Source organism: Geothrix limicola, assembly GCF_030268085.1.
Taxonomy (GTDB): Bacteria; Acidobacteriota; Holophagae; order Holophagales; family Holophagaceae; genus Geothrix; species Geothrix limicola.
The window spans coordinates 327,210-341,089 of record NZ_BSDE01000004.1 but is presented as its reverse complement, the minus strand read 5'-3'; the positions used below and the strand labels follow the sequence as shown (position 1 = coordinate 341,089).

13 protein-coding genes are annotated in these 13,880 nt (G+C 67.3%); 5 read left to right on the top strand and 8 right to left on the bottom strand.

Annotated features, from left to right (window positions below):
• A partial coding sequence (locus tag QSJ34_RS18575) for a leucine zipper domain-containing protein (protein WP_420798853.1) occupies window positions 1-151 on the bottom strand: 151 nt, incomplete at its 3' end.
• A 170-nt stretch (window positions 152-321) separates the two neighbouring features.
• Here QSJ34_RS18575 and QSJ34_RS12630 point away from each other — a divergent pair.
• Window positions 322-963: a DUF5655 domain-containing protein gene (locus tag QSJ34_RS12630; RefSeq protein ID WP_285575752.1), complete on the top strand. Its 642-nt coding sequence runs from the start codon at window positions 322-324 to the stop codon at window positions 961-963.
• On the opposite strand, the gene QSJ34_RS12625 is transcribed toward QSJ34_RS12630, so the two are convergent.
• From QSJ34_RS12625 to ybaK, 3 genes are all read right to left on the bottom strand, one after another.
• Complete coding sequence (locus QSJ34_RS12625; protein WP_285575750.1) at window positions 960-2,987, bottom strand: molybdopterin-containing oxidoreductase family protein; 2,028 nt, start codon at window positions 2,985-2,987, stop codon at window positions 960-962. The two genes, QSJ34_RS12630 and QSJ34_RS12625, sit on opposite strands and share 4 nt — an antisense overlap.
• Window positions 2,988-3,113: 126 nt before the next feature.
• Window positions 3,114-3,716, bottom strand: coding sequence for a DinB family protein (locus QSJ34_RS12620; RefSeq protein WP_285575748.1), 603 nt, complete (start codon window positions 3,714-3,716; stop codon window positions 3,114-3,116).
• 196 nt (window positions 3,717-3,912) lie between these two features.
• On the bottom strand, window positions 3,913-4,392 hold the full coding sequence (ybaK, locus tag QSJ34_RS12615) for a Cys-tRNA(Pro) deacylase (protein WP_285575747.1): 480 nt from the start codon (window positions 4,390-4,392) through the stop codon (window positions 3,913-3,915).
• A gap of 35 nt (window positions 4,393-4,427) precedes the next feature.
• Between ybaK and QSJ34_RS12610 the strand changes: the two genes are divergently transcribed.
• Both QSJ34_RS12610 and QSJ34_RS12605 read left to right on the top strand, forming a co-directional pair.
• Window positions 4,428-5,099, top strand: a complete 672-nt coding sequence (locus QSJ34_RS12610; RefSeq protein WP_285575746.1) for an SDR family oxidoreductase — start codon at window positions 4,428-4,430, stop codon at window positions 5,097-5,099.
• Window positions 5,100-5,140: 41 nt separating this feature from the next.
• A complete protein-coding gene (locus tag QSJ34_RS12605) occupies window positions 5,141-6,271 on the top strand; it encodes a rhomboid family intramembrane serine protease (protein WP_285575745.1) in 1,131 nt (376 codons plus the stop codon).
• 7 nt (window positions 6,272-6,278) lie between these two features.
• Here the strand turns inward: QSJ34_RS12605 and QSJ34_RS12600 are convergent, their stop codons facing one another.
• From QSJ34_RS12600 to QSJ34_RS12590, 3 genes are all read right to left on the bottom strand, one after another.
• Window positions 6,279-7,067, bottom strand: coding sequence for an arylamine N-acetyltransferase family protein (locus QSJ34_RS12600; RefSeq protein WP_285575742.1), 789 nt, complete (start codon window positions 7,065-7,067; stop codon window positions 6,279-6,281).
• Window positions 7,057-7,437, bottom strand: coding sequence for a tautomerase family protein (locus QSJ34_RS12595; protein ID WP_285575740.1), 381 nt, complete (start codon window positions 7,435-7,437; stop codon window positions 7,057-7,059). Before QSJ34_RS12595 ends, QSJ34_RS12600 begins: the two co-directional genes overlap by 11 nt.
• Before the next feature lie 69 nt (window positions 7,438-7,506).
• On the bottom strand, window positions 7,507-7,992 hold the full coding sequence (locus tag QSJ34_RS12590; RefSeq protein ID WP_285575738.1) for a DinB family protein: 486 nt from the start codon (window positions 7,990-7,992) through the stop codon (window positions 7,507-7,509).
• 96 nt (window positions 7,993-8,088) lie between these two features.
• Between QSJ34_RS12590 and ggt the strand changes: the two genes are divergently transcribed.
• The gene (gene ggt / locus QSJ34_RS12585; RefSeq protein WP_285575736.1) at window positions 8,089-9,801 is read left to right on the top strand and encodes a gamma-glutamyltransferase; all 1,713 of its coding nucleotides are present in this window, start codon (window positions 8,089-8,091) and stop codon (window positions 9,799-9,801) included.
• A gap of 12 nt (window positions 9,802-9,813) precedes the next feature.
• On the opposite strand, the gene QSJ34_RS12580 is transcribed toward ggt, so the two are convergent.
• Window positions 9,814-11,016 (bottom strand): HD-GYP domain-containing protein, encoded by a 1,203-nt coding sequence (locus QSJ34_RS12580; protein WP_285575734.1) that lies wholly within the window; start codon window positions 11,014-11,016, stop codon window positions 9,814-9,816.
• A gap of 194 nt (window positions 11,017-11,210) precedes the next feature.
• Here QSJ34_RS12580 and acnB point away from each other — a divergent pair, with 194 nt between their 5' ends.
• A complete protein-coding gene (acnB, locus tag QSJ34_RS12575) occupies window positions 11,211-13,787 on the top strand; it encodes a bifunctional aconitate hydratase 2/2-methylisocitrate dehydratase (protein ID WP_285575732.1) in 2,577 nt (858 codons plus the stop codon).
• Window positions 13,788-13,880 lie beyond the last annotated feature (93 nt).

Here is a 13,880-nt window from a genome sequence, read left to right as displayed (position 1 = left end):
CCTTGAATCGAGCCAACCACGCATAGGCTCGGCGTGGACTGAGGCCAATCGAATTGGCGGCAGCCTTGACCGTCCAACCCTCATCCAGGACTCGTCGGATCAATAAGGCTCGACTGGCAGGGCATGTTTTTGCTGAACTGTGGAGGTTCACCCGAGCACCTCTGAAAGCTGTTTGGTCGCACTTTCAGCTTCCCAGATCAGCTCGGGTGAACAACCTGATTGGCACTTACATCTAGTCGAGCCTGTGAAAGATGGAGAGCGAGCCTCAGCGAGCGGGCGGTCCCCCCTTTCAGGACAGCTACACTCAGGCCGGAGGCCCCCATGCCGACACTCCCCCGCCCTTCTGCGCCCTACGATCTCCATCCCAGCGTGGCCTACGTCCAGGCGGTTCTTGCCAACTTCAAGGCCAAGACCGGCCGCACCGTCGAAGCCTGGGTCGACCTGGCCCGGGCCCAGGGCCCCGCGGAGCCCAAGCCCCTGGTGGCCTGGCTGAAGACCCAGGGCCTCGGCACCAACCAGGCCTCCTTCGTGGCGCAGCGGGCCGGGGCCGCGCCGGGACACGCCTTCGACGACACGCCCGAGGGCTACCTCGCCGCGGCCCCGGGCTACGTGGACGCCCAGTACGGCGGCAGGAAGGCCGCGCTGCGGCCCCTCTTCGAACGCCTCACGGACCTCGCGCGGAGCCTGGGTGAAGACGTCCGGGTCTGTCCCTGCGAAACCATCGTGCCCTTCTACCGCCACCACGTATTTGCCGAGGTAAAGCCCTTCGCCTCGAGGTTGGACCTGGGCCTGGCCCTCGGCGATCCGGCCAGCGTGAAGGATGCGGACGCGCGCCTGAAAGACACCGGCGGCTTCGCCAAGAAGGACCGCATCACGCACAAAATGGAAATCACCAGCGAGGCCGATCTGGCCTTCGCCTCAGCCTGGCTGAAGCGCGCCTACGAGCGGGATGCCAAGGGCTAGGACGCCGCCCGCACATCCACCCGGTTGTCGTAGAAAGTACTGCCGCCGCCGCGGTCCGTGAGGCGCTGGGAGGTGAGCGCATTCACCGTGCGGTCCCCCGGGGCGTAGCGTCGCCACCACACGCCCTCGGCCACCGTCACACCCACCGGCACCTTGTCCGTCACCTTCAAGTGGAAGGCGACCTCGCCCCGCTCGTTGAAGACGGTGACGGGGTCGCCGTCGCGCAGGCCTCGCGCCTTCGCTTCTTCCGGGTTCAGCTGCACGGCCATAACGCCCATGCGCCGCCGCAGCTCCTCGCGCTCGTGGAAGGTGGAGTTGAGGCCCTGCAGCGCGGGCGCCGTGATGAGCTGCAGCGGATGGGGATCCGAGGCACTGTGGGGCGGCAGGTAGCGCGGCAGGGGTTCGGCGTCGCGCGGGTTGAGGATCTCGATGCGGCCGCTGGGCGTGCCGAAGCGCGGCTCCGAGCCGGAATCCGTGCCGATGCCTGGATTCAATTCCACGGCGAGGCCCTGCTCGAAACGCTCCGCGGAAATCCCCTCGCGCCAGGGATGCGGCGTGGCCAGCAGGGCATCGATGAGCTGATCGGCGGACTGGGAGAAGACCTCTTCGGTGAAGCCCATGGCGCGGGCCAAACCCTGGAACACGTCCAGGTTCGATCGGGCCTCCCCCACGGGCGGCACCGCCGCCTGCACCCGCTGCACGCAGTAGCTGCCGTAGGAGCGGTAGAGGTCGCTGTGCTCCAGCGACGACGTGGCGGGCAGCACGAGGTCGGCGAACTGGGCCGTGTCCGTCATGAATCGCTCGTGCACCACCGTGAACAGATCCTCTCGCGCCAGGCCCGCCAGCACGGCGTTCTGGTCCGGCGTCACGGCGGCGGGGTTGGCGTTGTAGACGTAGAGCGAGGCCACCTTCGGAGCGTCCAGCTCGTGGAGGGCCCAGCCCAGGCGGTTCATGTTGATGATCCGCGTGGGACCGGGCTGCAGATCCTCCCGGGTGAGGACCTCCATGGGGAAGACCGCACTCGTGCCGGTGGAGGTGAAGGCCCCGCCGCCGGGCTTGGCGTAGGCGCCCACAAAGGCGGGCAAGCAGGCGATGGTGCGCAGGGTCATGGCCCCGTTGCCGTAGCGGGAGAGGCCATTGCCCGTGCGGATGTGGGGATCCCGGGCCCGGCCGTAGGCCTCAGCCAACTCGCGCAGCGTGGCCTCGGGCACCCCCGTGAGCGCCGCCACGCGCTCGGGTGGATAGTCGGGCAGGATGCGGGCGCGGAGCTCTTCGTGGCCCACCACGTGGCGAGCGAGGAAGGCCTCATCCGCCAGTCCCATCGCGTCCAGCAGGTGCAGCAGGCCCAGGGCCAGGGCTGAGTCCGAGCCTGGCTTCACCGTCACCACGCGGTCGCAGAGGGGGGCCGTGGCGTGGATGTAGGTGTCGATGAGCCACACCTTGGCGCCCTGACGCTTGGCCTCCCGCACCGCGTGCAGCCCGTGGACATTCGTGGCGGCGGCGTTCTGGCCCCAGATCAGGATCAGGTCGCTGTGGCGGCAGGCATCGGGATGGGGCGCGGGCGTGCTGCCCATCACCAGCGACCAGCCCGCGGACTTGGCCGGCGAGCAGATGGTGCGATCCAAGCGGGAGGCGCCCATGCGGTGGAAGAAGGCGTGCCCGGCCGTGCGCTGTACGAGGCCCATGGTGCCCGCATAGGAATAGGGCAGGATGGCCTCGGCGCCGTGCTCAGAGATGATGCCCCGCCATCGATCGGCGATGCGGTCGATGGCCTCGCCCCAGGGGATGGGCGCGAAAGCGCCCGCGCCCTTGGGCCCCACGCGCAGGAGGGGCGTCGTCAACCGCTCCGGGTGATGCACCGTGTCCTGGTAGCGGTTCATCTTCGGGCAGAGCATGCCGCGGGTGAAGGGATGCTCGGGATCCCCCGACACGTCCACCGCGCGGCCGTCCTCCACCTGAACGACGAGCCCGCAGGCATCCGGACAATCGTAGGGGCAGACGGAGCGATGGGTAGTGGTGGCCATAGAATCCCCGGAATCCTCTATCATCCCCCGGCCGAAGGCGGAGCGGGAGTCCCGATCTCCCGCTCCGCCTTGGACGGCCTACCGGGGCATGCCACGACCTCGCGTCAGGCGAGTCGGGTCATCGGATCAGTGGGCCGCAGGCTTCGGACGGCTGGCGGGGGGCACGATGCCGTTCGTGCGGAGGTACTCCACCATCTGGCCGTAGTGGTCCATGCCGTGGAAGGCCAGCAGCGTGGCCATGCCGATGGGCGTCATGTCGGGGCCTTCGCCGAAGGGGAACTTCACGGCCCGGGTGCCGTTCTTCGCCGTGATGCTCTGGATGGCCTTCCGGGCGTAGGCGAAGGAATCCTTCATGTACTTCACGATCTCGGCCTTGGTCTTGAGGCTGTCGGGGCCCATCTCAGGATTGCCCACTTCCGCCGGAGGCTTCTCGCCCAGGATCTGGGAACCGATGAAGAAGTTCACGGCGGAGACGTGCTTCACCTGCTGCGCGAAGGTCTTCACGCCCTTGAATTCGCCCTGGGTGGGCGCCCAGTCGAACTTGTCCTCGGGCATGGCCTCGGCGGCGCCCATGAACTGGCCGGCCACCCACTGATAGGTGCCGTCCATGGCCACACCGACACTGGGTTCGGCCGCCGGTGCAGGTGCCTTGGCCGCGGGAGCCTTCGCCGCGGGCGCCTGGGCGGCCAGCGGAAGGGCAAGGAGGAGGGAGAGGATCGGCGTCTTCATAGCGGGCTCCTTGGAAAGAAGCGTCATCCTACACCCGAATGATCTTTCATGTGCCAACAACCACAGCTTTCCTCACCCGGCCCGGAATCCACCGAGGAGGTCCGCACCCGTGAAACCATCACGCCGCCTTGGTTGAAACGAGCTGTGGGCGAACTTGGACGAAAATGAAACGCCAACCGTCCGCCTGGGTCGGCGCCTAGGGAATCGCCACGCTCACGCGCGTCACCTTCAGCACCCGTTCCAGGTCCCTCGGATCGAGTCCCAAGAGAAAGCCCCGGCTGCCGCCATTCAGGTAGATACGCGGCAGGTCGAAGATCGTGGCCTCGGCGTGGATGGGCATGGCCTTCTTGGTGCCGAAGGGGCTGGTACCGCCCACGAGGTAGCCGCTGTGGCGGTTGGCGACGTCGGGCTTGCAGGGCTGCACGGTCTTCGCGCCGATTTGCCGGGCCAGCTCCTTGGTGCTCACCTCGCGGTCGCCGTGCATGAGGATGATGAGCGGTGCGCCTTTTTCGTCTTCCATCACCAGGGTCTTGATGACGGCGTGCTCATCCACGCCCAGTTCCTGCGCGCTCACCCGCGTGCCGCCGTGCTCCTCGTAGCGGTAGAGGTGTTCGGTGTAGGCCAGACCCGCCTGCTTCAGGAGGCGCGTGGCGTTGGTGGAGGGAGCTTTGGACATGCCATCATCATTCCACGATCCGACCCGGGAGGACCATGAACGCACCCATCGCCCTCGTCACCGGCGCCGCGCGCGGGCTCGGCCGCGAAGTGGCCCGCCGCCTCGCCGAGGAAGGCTACACGGTGCTGGCGGGCGTGCGTGATCCTTCGAAGATGAAGTCTCTGCCCGGTGTGGAGATCCTGCCCCTGGACGTGACGGACGAGACGGCCATCCTCGCCGCGGCCGACGCGGTGAAACGCCGGTACGGCCGCCTGGACGTGCTCGTGAACAACGCGGGCATCCTCCTCGACGAGGAGATGGGGCTGATGGATGTGCCGCCCGACGTGCTGCGCCGCAGCCTGGAGGCGAACGCCATCGGGCCCCTGCGCGTGGCCCAGGCCTTCGCGCCCCTCATGCCCAAGGGCGGGCGCATCGTGAACGTCAGCAGCGGCGGCGGCCAACTTTCGGCCTCTTCCACCTGGGCCCCGGCCTACTGCATTTCGAAGACCGCGCTCAACGCCGTCACCGTGCAGCTGGCGGCGGCGCTGAAGCCTCGCGGCATCCGTGTGAACGCCGTCTGCCCCGGCTGGGTGCGCACGGACATGGGCGGCCCCTCGGCGCCCCGCAGCCTGCAGCAGGGCGCGGACAGCATCCTGTGGCTGGTGCTCAAGGCCGCGCCGGACCTGACGGGCGGCTTCTGGCGGGACGGCGCCCGGATCCCATGGTAGGGCCCGACGGCGCGAAAGCCTCTGACCTGGAGCGCGCAGCGATGGATGGCAGCCCGGTTTCGGAAGATCCGACCAGCGCCCCGGATCAGGCGGCAGAGGCCCGCCTGGATCCGTTCCAGAACCACCTGGCCGAGAAGGCGCCGACCCCCTGGCTCACCCTCGGCATCATCGGCGCGAATATCGCGGTCTTCCTCGCGATGCTGCTGGGCGGCGTGTCCCTGTTTCAGCCGGATGTTCCCAGCCTCCTGCACTGGGGCGCGAACCAGGGAGCCCTCACCACCTCCGGTCAGTGGTGGCGCCTCTTCACGTGCACGTTCCTGCACATCGGCCTCATCCACATCCTGTTCAACATGGCCGTCCTCTGGGGCATCGGGCGGTTCATGGAACGCCTGCTCGGCCGGGCGGGTTTCGCCACGCTCTACGTGCTGTCCGGGATCGCGGGCAGCATCGCGTCAATGTGGTGGAACCCGTACATCACGTCGGCCGGGGCCTCCGGCGCGATCTTCGGACTCTACGGCGGCCTCATCGGGTACCTGCTCGCGGGCGCCCGCGACGTGCCGCCGGACGTGGCCCGAAAGCTCAGGAAGGATGCCCTGGTGTTCCTCGGCTACAACCTGGTCTGGGGCCTGACCCAGCGCGGGCTGGACATGGCGGGTCACCTGGGCGGTCTCGCCGGCGGCCTGGCCTGCGGGGCGGTGATGGCCCGATGTCTGCACGCCCGAGGGAGCGAAGCCCGTCTCCGCATCGCTCTCCAGGTCCTGGTCGCGGGATTGGCCCTGCTGGCGCTGGCCGCGGTGTCCCGCCCCAGGGTCGTGAACCTTCAGCAGGAGCTCGCGCACTTCACTGAGACCGAAACCCAGGTCCGGACCCGCTACAACGCCGCCCTGGAAAGAGCGAAGGCCGGCGCCCTCGCCGATGCGGACTTCGCGCGGCTCATCGAAACGGACGTGCTCCCACCCTGGCACTCGGCCCGGCTGCAACTGAAATCGCTTCGCGGCCTGCCCGAAGCCCAGGCCAACCTGGTGTCACGCCTCGACCGCTACGCCGAAACCCGCGAACGCGCCTGGGCCGCCTTTGCCGAAGCCCTTCTCCACGAGGACATGCAGGGCGTCCAACGGGCCAACGCCCTGCATGCCGATGCCGAAGCCCAGTTGAAGGCCCTCGGCAACTAGACCCTCTTCAATCGTTCAGGCCCCGGAAAGTGGCGCCCTCCGGCACCTCGAGACCGAACACGTCGCGCAGCATCGGAACCACCTCCTCTCGCGCCAGTTCCCGGCCTTCCACTTGATCGCCGCGAATCTCGGCGTAGGACCGGTTGCGCAGGATGCGGCGCACCTCGGGGCTCGGCAACTGGGCCGTGAGCGTCTTGATGAAGCGCGACTCCGGATACGTGCTCGTGTAGTGGTTCGCCATCTCGTAGTCCACCGAAGTGTGCGGCTCGGGCTCGAAGGCGTAGAGATCCTCCCAGGCGCCCTGGTTCAGCGACTGGAGCACCCGCAGGCGACCTTCCTCCACTACCCGCATCGTGTCCAGGAACTGCCGGTGCGCTTCGCCGTCCATGGGCACGGGATGCAGGAGACCACGGCCGCCGAAGCCCACGTCGCAAAGCCAGGGCCGGCCTTCCAGCTGGACGATCAGCAACATGTGGGTGCGGGGCAGCAGGTCCGTCGTGCCCAGGCGCACCCGCGCCTCGCCCGAGAACACGTCGAAACCGAGCGCCTTCAGCACGGCCAGGAACAGCGTGTTCTGCTCGAAGCAGTAGCCGCCGCGACGACGCTGCACGAGCTTGGCTTGGATGGAGGCCAGGTCGATGCGGATGGGCAGGCCCATCTGGATGTCGAGGTTCTCGAAGGGGATCGAGGTCGCGTGCGCGAGGTGCAAGGCCCTCAGTCCCGCGAGATCCGCCGTGGGAGCGGCGACGAGCCCCACGCGCCGGAGGTAGGCCTGCAGATCCAGTTCAGCGGACATATTGGGCTTCCCCCATGCCGAAAGACCAGTCCGCCAGCTCGTTTTCCACGAGGCAGATGAGCACGTCCTCGGGACGCAGGCCTGGATTTGCGGCGAGGTTGTCCACGATCTTCCGGTAGAGGGCCTGCTTCATCTCCACCGTGCGGCCACTCCGCAGCGTGATCTGGATGGCCACCCAATCCGGCGAACGCTCGATGCCTAAATAATTCGCATCGTAGATCAGGCCCGCGGCGTGCTCGGTGAGGATGTGGAAGCGGTCGTCGGCGGGCACGTTCACCGTGCTCGTCAGGGCCTCCTGGACGCCGTCGGACAGGGCCTGGCGGTAGGCCTCGCTCACGCCTGCGCGGTGGGAAATGCGGACGAGGGGCATGGGGCTCCTTGGCAAGAATCGACCATTCTAGCCACGGCGGCCCCGCGCCCGTGTCGCCGCCTTGTCACGCTATCGATTCCGCCAGGCCGCGAGGTTGCGTTGGATCTGCGCGGCGTGGATCTCCAGGTGTTCGCCATAGCTGCGCAGCCAGTCGTCGGTGCCGTAGGCGCCGCTTTGCGTGTGGCGCCCCATGCGGCCCCAGGCCTCCTCCGGCAGCCGCTCCAGCAGGGCCGAGGTGTGGGCCCGCACCGTCTCCACCAGGTGGATTGCCAGCTCGGGATCCGAAGCGTGGTAGTCGAAGCGCTGCGCCCAGGCGTTCTCGTCGTAGCCCACGATGAGCGGCTCGGGCTCGGCCAGCAGCAGCCGGATGCGGATGGCCGAATAGGTCTCGGAATCCGCGCAGTGGACCACCACCTCGTGGGCGCTCCACTTGCCGGCGGCGGGCCGCCAGGTGCGGGCCTCGGCGGGCACTTCGGCCCAGGCCCGGCGCAGCAGGGCGGGACCCTCCGCGTAGCGGCGGAGGAAGGTCTTGCGGGTGGCGGCATCGAAGGACATGGGACACCTCGGTTCCAGCATGGACGCTCCGCCCAGAAAATGAAGCCTCATTTTGCGATGCAAACATGCTTTCATGGGACACCCTCTGGAGGTCCCATGCGCACTCCGACCGCATGCCTCGCACTCGCGCTCGCGTTCCAGCCGCTGGTGTTCCAGCCGCTGTCTGCCGGTGATCGCGTGACGGGCCGGGCCTTCGCCACCCGTTCCGAGGTGGCGGCCCAGCACGGCATGGCCTGCACCAGCCAGGCCCTGGTCACGCAGGTGGCCCTCGACATCCTCAAGCAGGGCGGCTCGGCGGTGGACGCTGCCATCGCCGCCGACGCCACCCTGGGCCTCATGGAGCCCACGGGCAGCGGCATGGGCGGCGACCTCTACGCCATGGTGTGGGACGCCAAGACGAAGCAGCTCCGCGGCCTCAACGGCAGCGGCCGTTCGCCGAAATCGCTCAGCCTCGACCACTTCAGGAAGCTGGGCCTCAAGCACATTCCGCCCCACGGCCCCCTGCCCGTGAGCGTGCCCGGCTGCGTGGACGCCTGGTTCGAGCTGCACCGGAAATTCGGCCGGCTCCCCATGGCCCAGGTGCTGGCGCCGGCCATCCGCTACGCCCGGGAGGGATTTCCCGTCTCGGAGCTCGTCGCCTACTACTGGGAACGCAGCGTGCCCGTGCTGGGCAGGTTCCCGGGTTTCCTTGAGACCTACACGGTGGACGGCAAGCGCGCGCCGAGGAGCGGCGAGGTCTTCCGCAACCCGCGGCTGGCGAACACGCTCGAGCTCGTCGCGAAGGAGGGCCGCGACGCCTTCTACAAGGGCGAGATCGCCCGGAAGATAGACGCCTACATGAAGGCCCAGGGCGGCTTCCTGAGCTACGAGGACCTGGCCGCCCACCACTCGGACTGGGTGGAGCCCGTCAGCGTCAACTACCGCGGCTACGACGTCTGGGAGCTGCCCCCCAACGGCCAGGGCATCGCCGCACTGCAGATGCTGAACATCCTTGAGGGCTACGACTTCTCGAAGATCCCCTTCGGCAGCCCGCGCCATGTCCACCTCTTCACCGAGGCCAAGAAGCTGGCCTTCGAGGACCGGGCCAAGTTCTACGCCGATGCCGCCTACATGAAGGTTCCGCTTGCCTGGCTGCTGTCGAAGGACTACGCCGCGCAGCGCCGGGCCCTCATCAACGAATCGCGGGCCGCACGCCGCCTCGAGGCGGGCCACCCGCCCCTGAAGGAAGGCGACACCATCTACCTCACGACGGCGGATGGCGAAGGCAACATGGTGAGCCTTATCCAGAGCAACTACCGCGGCATGGGCAGCGGCATGACGCCGGGCGACCTGGGCTTCTGCCTCCAGGATCGCGGCGAGCTCTTCAACCTCGAAGACGGCAACGCCAACAGCTACGCGCCGGGCAAGCGCCCCTTCCACACGATCATCCCGGGCTTCATCACGAAGAACGGCGCGCCCTTCCTCAGCTACGGCGTCATGGGCGGCGAGTTCCAGCCCATCGGCCACGCACAGGTCGTGATGAACCTCATCGACTTCGGCATGAACGCCCAGGAGGCCGGCGACGCGCCGCGCATAAGCCACGACGGCTCCCCCGAGCCCACCGGCGAAGCGGGGAAGCTGCCGGGCACGGTGCAATTGGAAAGCGGCTTCCCCTACGAGACCGTCCGCGCGCTGATGGACATGGGCCACGGCGTGGGCTGGATGCTCGGCGGCTACGGTGGCTACCAGGCCATCCGCTGGGACCCGGTCCAGAAGGTCTACTTCGGCGCCTCGGAATCACGGAAGGACGGCCAGGCGGCAGGCTACTGATCAGAGAATGCTTCAGAGGAACGAGGCCGGATCCAGCTTCCACTCGGCGGGTTCCTCGTAGTCCACGATCTGTTCGCCGCCCGAGGTGAGCTGCAGGTCCCGGGGCACCAGCTTGATCTTCCGGTCGATGTCGTAGATCACGCGGACCGTGGGTCGAAGCAGATCCTCATTCTGCTCCACCACCACGGCCAGGCGGCCGTTGGAGAGGCGCACCAGCGAACCCACCGGATAGATGCCGAGGGTGCGGATAAACTGCTGCACGAGGTCGCCGTCCAGGTGGGTGCCACTCCACTCCAGGAGCTTCTTCAGCACCTCCGAAGGCTCCATGCCCTTGTGATAGACCCGGTTCGACGTGAGCGCGTCGTAGACGTCCACGATGGCGGTCATGCGTCCGATCTTCGAGATCTGATCCCCCGCGATGCCCAGCGGATAGCCCCCGCCGCTGATCTTCTCGTGATGCTCGCCCGCGATCTGGATGACCATCTCCGAGATGCCCGGCACACCCATCAGCAGTTCCCGGCTGATGGAGGCGTGGGACTTCATGATCTTGAATTCCTCTTCCGTGAGGCGACCCGGCTTGTTCAGCACCTCGTTGGGCACCTTCATCTTGCCCACGTCGTGCAGCAGGCCGCCGAGGCCGGCCTCCTCCACCGAAGCCGCGTCCAGCCCCAGCGAATGGCAGAAGGAGACGAGCAGCGCGCAGATGCTCACCGAGTGCTGGAAGGTGTAGGTGTCGGCGCTCTTCAGGCGGGAGAGGCTGATGAGCGCGCCGGGATTCCTCAGCACCGAGGAATGCATGGCCTTGACCAGGGGCTTGGCCTTGACGGGGTCCAGCTGCTTGCCGAGCCGCACGTCCTGGAGCAGCCCGTTCACCACGCCCGAGGCTTCGCCGAGGATCCGCTTCGCCGCGGCGGATTCCTCCTTCTGCGAAACCCGCGCGTGCAGGCCCGCGGCGCCCGCAGCCACGGATTCCTTCAGCTGCGCCTCCAGCCGCTGGTCGATCTCCTCGCGGGTGGGCGCATCGGCCACGTCATCACCCCGGGCCGTGTCGATATAGACCTCGTCCATGCCCTGGTCCTTCATCTTCTTGATCTGGCTGGACTGGCGCAGGAGGAACTGCTGCCGGAGAAAGCCATGCTGGAGCCAGCCGCAGTTCAGATCGTGGATGAACATGCCTTCTTTAAGATCCTCGACCCGCACACGCTTGATTGCCATCCATCCACTCCTGTTCCTTCCGGATCGGCCCGGAGTCGTGGGAGGTTGAGCCATGGCCCGATCTCCGGTCGCCCACGCCAGGCCCCCATCCCAAGTGACCCCATGTCTGCACAAGTGAGGGTCCGCCCCGGAAGCGGCGGGATGTAGAATGGAAGATCGGACCGCGCCCAGCGGCGCACTCAGGGGGGTTGACCGTGCTTCAAGCCTATCGCCAACATGTCGCCGAACGCGCCGCCCTCGGCATCCCTCCCCTGCCGCTCACCGAGGCCCAGACCCACGAACTGGCGGACCTGCTGGCCCATCCTCCCGCGGGCGAAGAGGCCTTCCTCATCGACCTGCTGATCCATCGCGTGCCCGCCGGTGTGGATGACGCCGCCCGCGTGAAGGCCGCCTTCCTGGCGAATGTTGCAAGCGGCAAGGAAAAGGTGGCCCTCGTCTCGCGCGAAAAGGCCACGGAGCTGCTGGGCACCATGCTGGGCGGATTCAACGTCAAGCCCCTCATCGACCTGCTGGAGGATTCCCAGGTGGGCGCCATCGCCGCCGAAGGTCTGAAAAAGACCCTGCTGGTCTTCGACGCCTTCGCCGACGTGAAGGCCAAGGCCGATGCGGGCAACAAGAACGCGAAAGACGTGCTGAAGTCCTGGGCCGAGGCCGAGTGGTTCACCAGCCGCCCCGAAGTGCCCCAGAGCCTCACACTCACCGTGTTCAAGGTCAGTGGCGAGACCAACACCGACGACCTGTCCCCCGCCCCCGACGCCTGGAGCCGCCCCGACATTCCGCTGCACGCCCTGGCCATGCTGAAGAACCCCCGCCCCGGCATCAACCCCGATGACCCCGGCAAGGTGGGCCCCCTCAAGCAGCTCGAAGCCCTCAAGGCCAAGGGCCACCTCATCGCCTACGTGGGTGACGTGGTGGGCACGGGTTCCAGCCGCAAGTCCGCCACCAATTCCGTGCTGTGGTTCACGGGCGAAGACATCCCGTATGTTCCCAACAAGCGCTTCGGCGGCGTCTGCCTGGGCTCGAAGATCGCGCCCATCTTCTACAACACGATGGAAGACGCGGGCGCCCTGCCCATCGAGCTGGACGTCAACGGCATGGAGATGGGCGACGTCATCGAGCTGCGCCCCTACGAGGGCAAGGCCCTGAAGAACGGCCAGGTCATCGCCGAGTTCAAGGTGAAGTCCGACGTGATCTTCGACGAGGTCCGCGCCGGCGGCCGCATCCCCCTCATCGTCGGTCGCGGCCTCACCACCAAGGCCCGCAAGGCGCTGGGCCTGCCTGAGTCCACGATCTTCCGCCTGCCCGCCATCCCCAAGGACACGGGCAAGGGTTTTTCGCTGGCCCAGAAGATGGTGGGCCGCGCCTGCGGCACCACGGGTATCCGCCCCGGCACCTACTGCGAGCCCCACATGACCACCGTGGGTTCCCAGGACACCACAGGCCCCATGACCCGCGACGAGCTGAAGGATCTGGCCTGCCTGCAGTTCTCCGCCGACATGGTGATGCAGTCCTTCTGCCACACGGCGCCCTACCCCAAGCCCGTGGACGTGAAGACCCACCGCGAGCTGCCGCCCTTCATCACCAACCGCGGCGGCGTCTCGCTGAAGGTCGGCGACGGCGTCATCCACTCTTGGCTCAACCGCCTGCTCCTGCCCGATACCGTCGGCACCGGCGGCGATTCGCACACGCGCTTCCCCATCGGCATCTCCTTCCCCGCGGGCTCGGGCCTGGTGGCCTTCGCCGCCGCCACGGGCGTCATGCCCCTGGACATGCCGGAATCCGTGCTGGTGCGATTCAAGGGCGAGCTGCAGCCCGGCGTCACCCTGCGCGATCTCGTGAACGCCATCCCCTACTACGCCATCCAGCAGGGCCTGCTCACCGTCGAAAAGAAGGGCAAGAAGAACATCTTCAGCGGCCGCATCCTCGAGATCGAGGGCCTACCCAAGCTGAAGGTGGAACAGGCCTTCGAGCTGTCCGACGCCTCCGCCGAGCGGAGCGCCGCGGGCTGCACCGTGCGCTTGGACAAAGAACCGATCATCGAATACATGACGTCCAACATCACGCTCATGAAGTGGATGATCGCCAACGGCTACGAGCATCGCGAAACGCTGGAGAACCGTATCAAGGCCATGCAGGCCTGGATCGCCAAGCCGGAACTGCTGGCCCCCGACGCGGACGCTGAATACGCCGCCGTCATCGAGATCGACCTGGCCGACGTGAAGGAACCCCTGGTGGCCTGTCCCAACGATCCCGACGATATCAAGAAGCTGTCCGACGTCGCGGGGGACACCATCGACGAGGTGTTCATCGGATCGTGCATGACCAACATCGGCCACTTCCGCGCCGCCGGGAAGCTGCTGGACGGCAAGAGCGACATGCCCACCCGCCTCTGGATCGCCCCGCCCACCAAGATGGACGAATACGTGCTCACCCAGGAGGGCTACTACGGCATCCTCGGCCGCACGGGCGCTCGCCTGGAGATGCCCGGCTGCTCGCTGTGCATGGGCAACCAGGCCCAGATCCGCAAAGGATCCACGGCCATGTCCACCTCCACCCGCAACTTCCCCAACCGCCTGGGCATCGACACCCGCGTCTACCTCGGTTCCGCCGAGCTGGCCGCCATTTGCGCCCTCCTCGGGAAGATCCCCACGGTGGACGAGTACAAGGCCCAGATCGGCGTCGTCGATGCGAAGGCCAAGGACATCTACCGCTACATGAACTTCGACCAGATCGCCGATTTCCGCGAAATCGCCGACACGGTCCAGATCTAGTTTTTTCCGATCTCGGAAACGGCCCGGGGCGACGTCCCGGGCCGTTTCCGAGTGACCGTCAGGGCTGTCTGTGTTAGCCTCATCAGTTCTTAA

What these genes read in the sequence shown, in the direction of transcription:
- QSJ34_RS12595 (WP_285575740.1), bottom strand. Translation starts at nt 7,437, where the DNA reads ATGCCCCTCGTCCGCATTTCCCACCGCGCAGGCGTGAGCGAGGCCTAC.
- ybaK (WP_285575747.1), bottom strand. Translation starts at nt 4,392, where the DNA reads ATGTCCAAAGCTCCCTCCACCAACGCCACGCGCCTCCTGAAGCAGGCG.
- QSJ34_RS12580 (WP_285575734.1), bottom strand. Translation starts at nt 11,016, where the DNA reads ATGGCAATCAAGCGTGTGCGGGTCGAGGATCTTAAAGAAGGCATGTTC.
- QSJ34_RS12620 (WP_285575748.1), bottom strand. Translation starts at nt 3,716, where the DNA reads ATGAAGACGCCGATCCTCTCCCTCCTCCTTGCCCTTCCGCTGGCCGCC.
- QSJ34_RS12600 (WP_285575742.1), bottom strand. Translation starts at nt 7,067, where the DNA reads ATGTCCGCTGAACTGGATCTGCAGGCCTACCTCCGGCGCGTGGGGCTC.
- QSJ34_RS12610 (WP_285575746.1), top strand. Translation starts at nt 4,428, where the DNA reads ATGAACGCACCCATCGCCCTCGTCACCGGCGCCGCGCGCGGGCTCGGC.
- QSJ34_RS12605 (WP_285575745.1), top strand. Translation starts at nt 5,141, where the DNA reads ATGGATGGCAGCCCGGTTTCGGAAGATCCGACCAGCGCCCCGGATCAG.
- QSJ34_RS12590 (WP_285575738.1), bottom strand. Translation starts at nt 7,992, where the DNA reads ATGTCCTTCGATGCCGCCACCCGCAAGACCTTCCTCCGCCGCTACGCG.
- ggt (WP_285575736.1), top strand. Translation starts at nt 8,089, where the DNA reads ATGCGCACTCCGACCGCATGCCTCGCACTCGCGCTCGCGTTCCAGCCG.
- QSJ34_RS12625 (WP_285575750.1), bottom strand. Translation starts at nt 2,987, where the DNA reads ATGGCCACCACTACCCATCGCTCCGTCTGCCCCTACGATTGTCCGGAT.
- QSJ34_RS12630 (WP_285575752.1), top strand. Translation starts at nt 322, where the DNA reads ATGCCGACACTCCCCCGCCCTTCTGCGCCCTACGATCTCCATCCCAGC.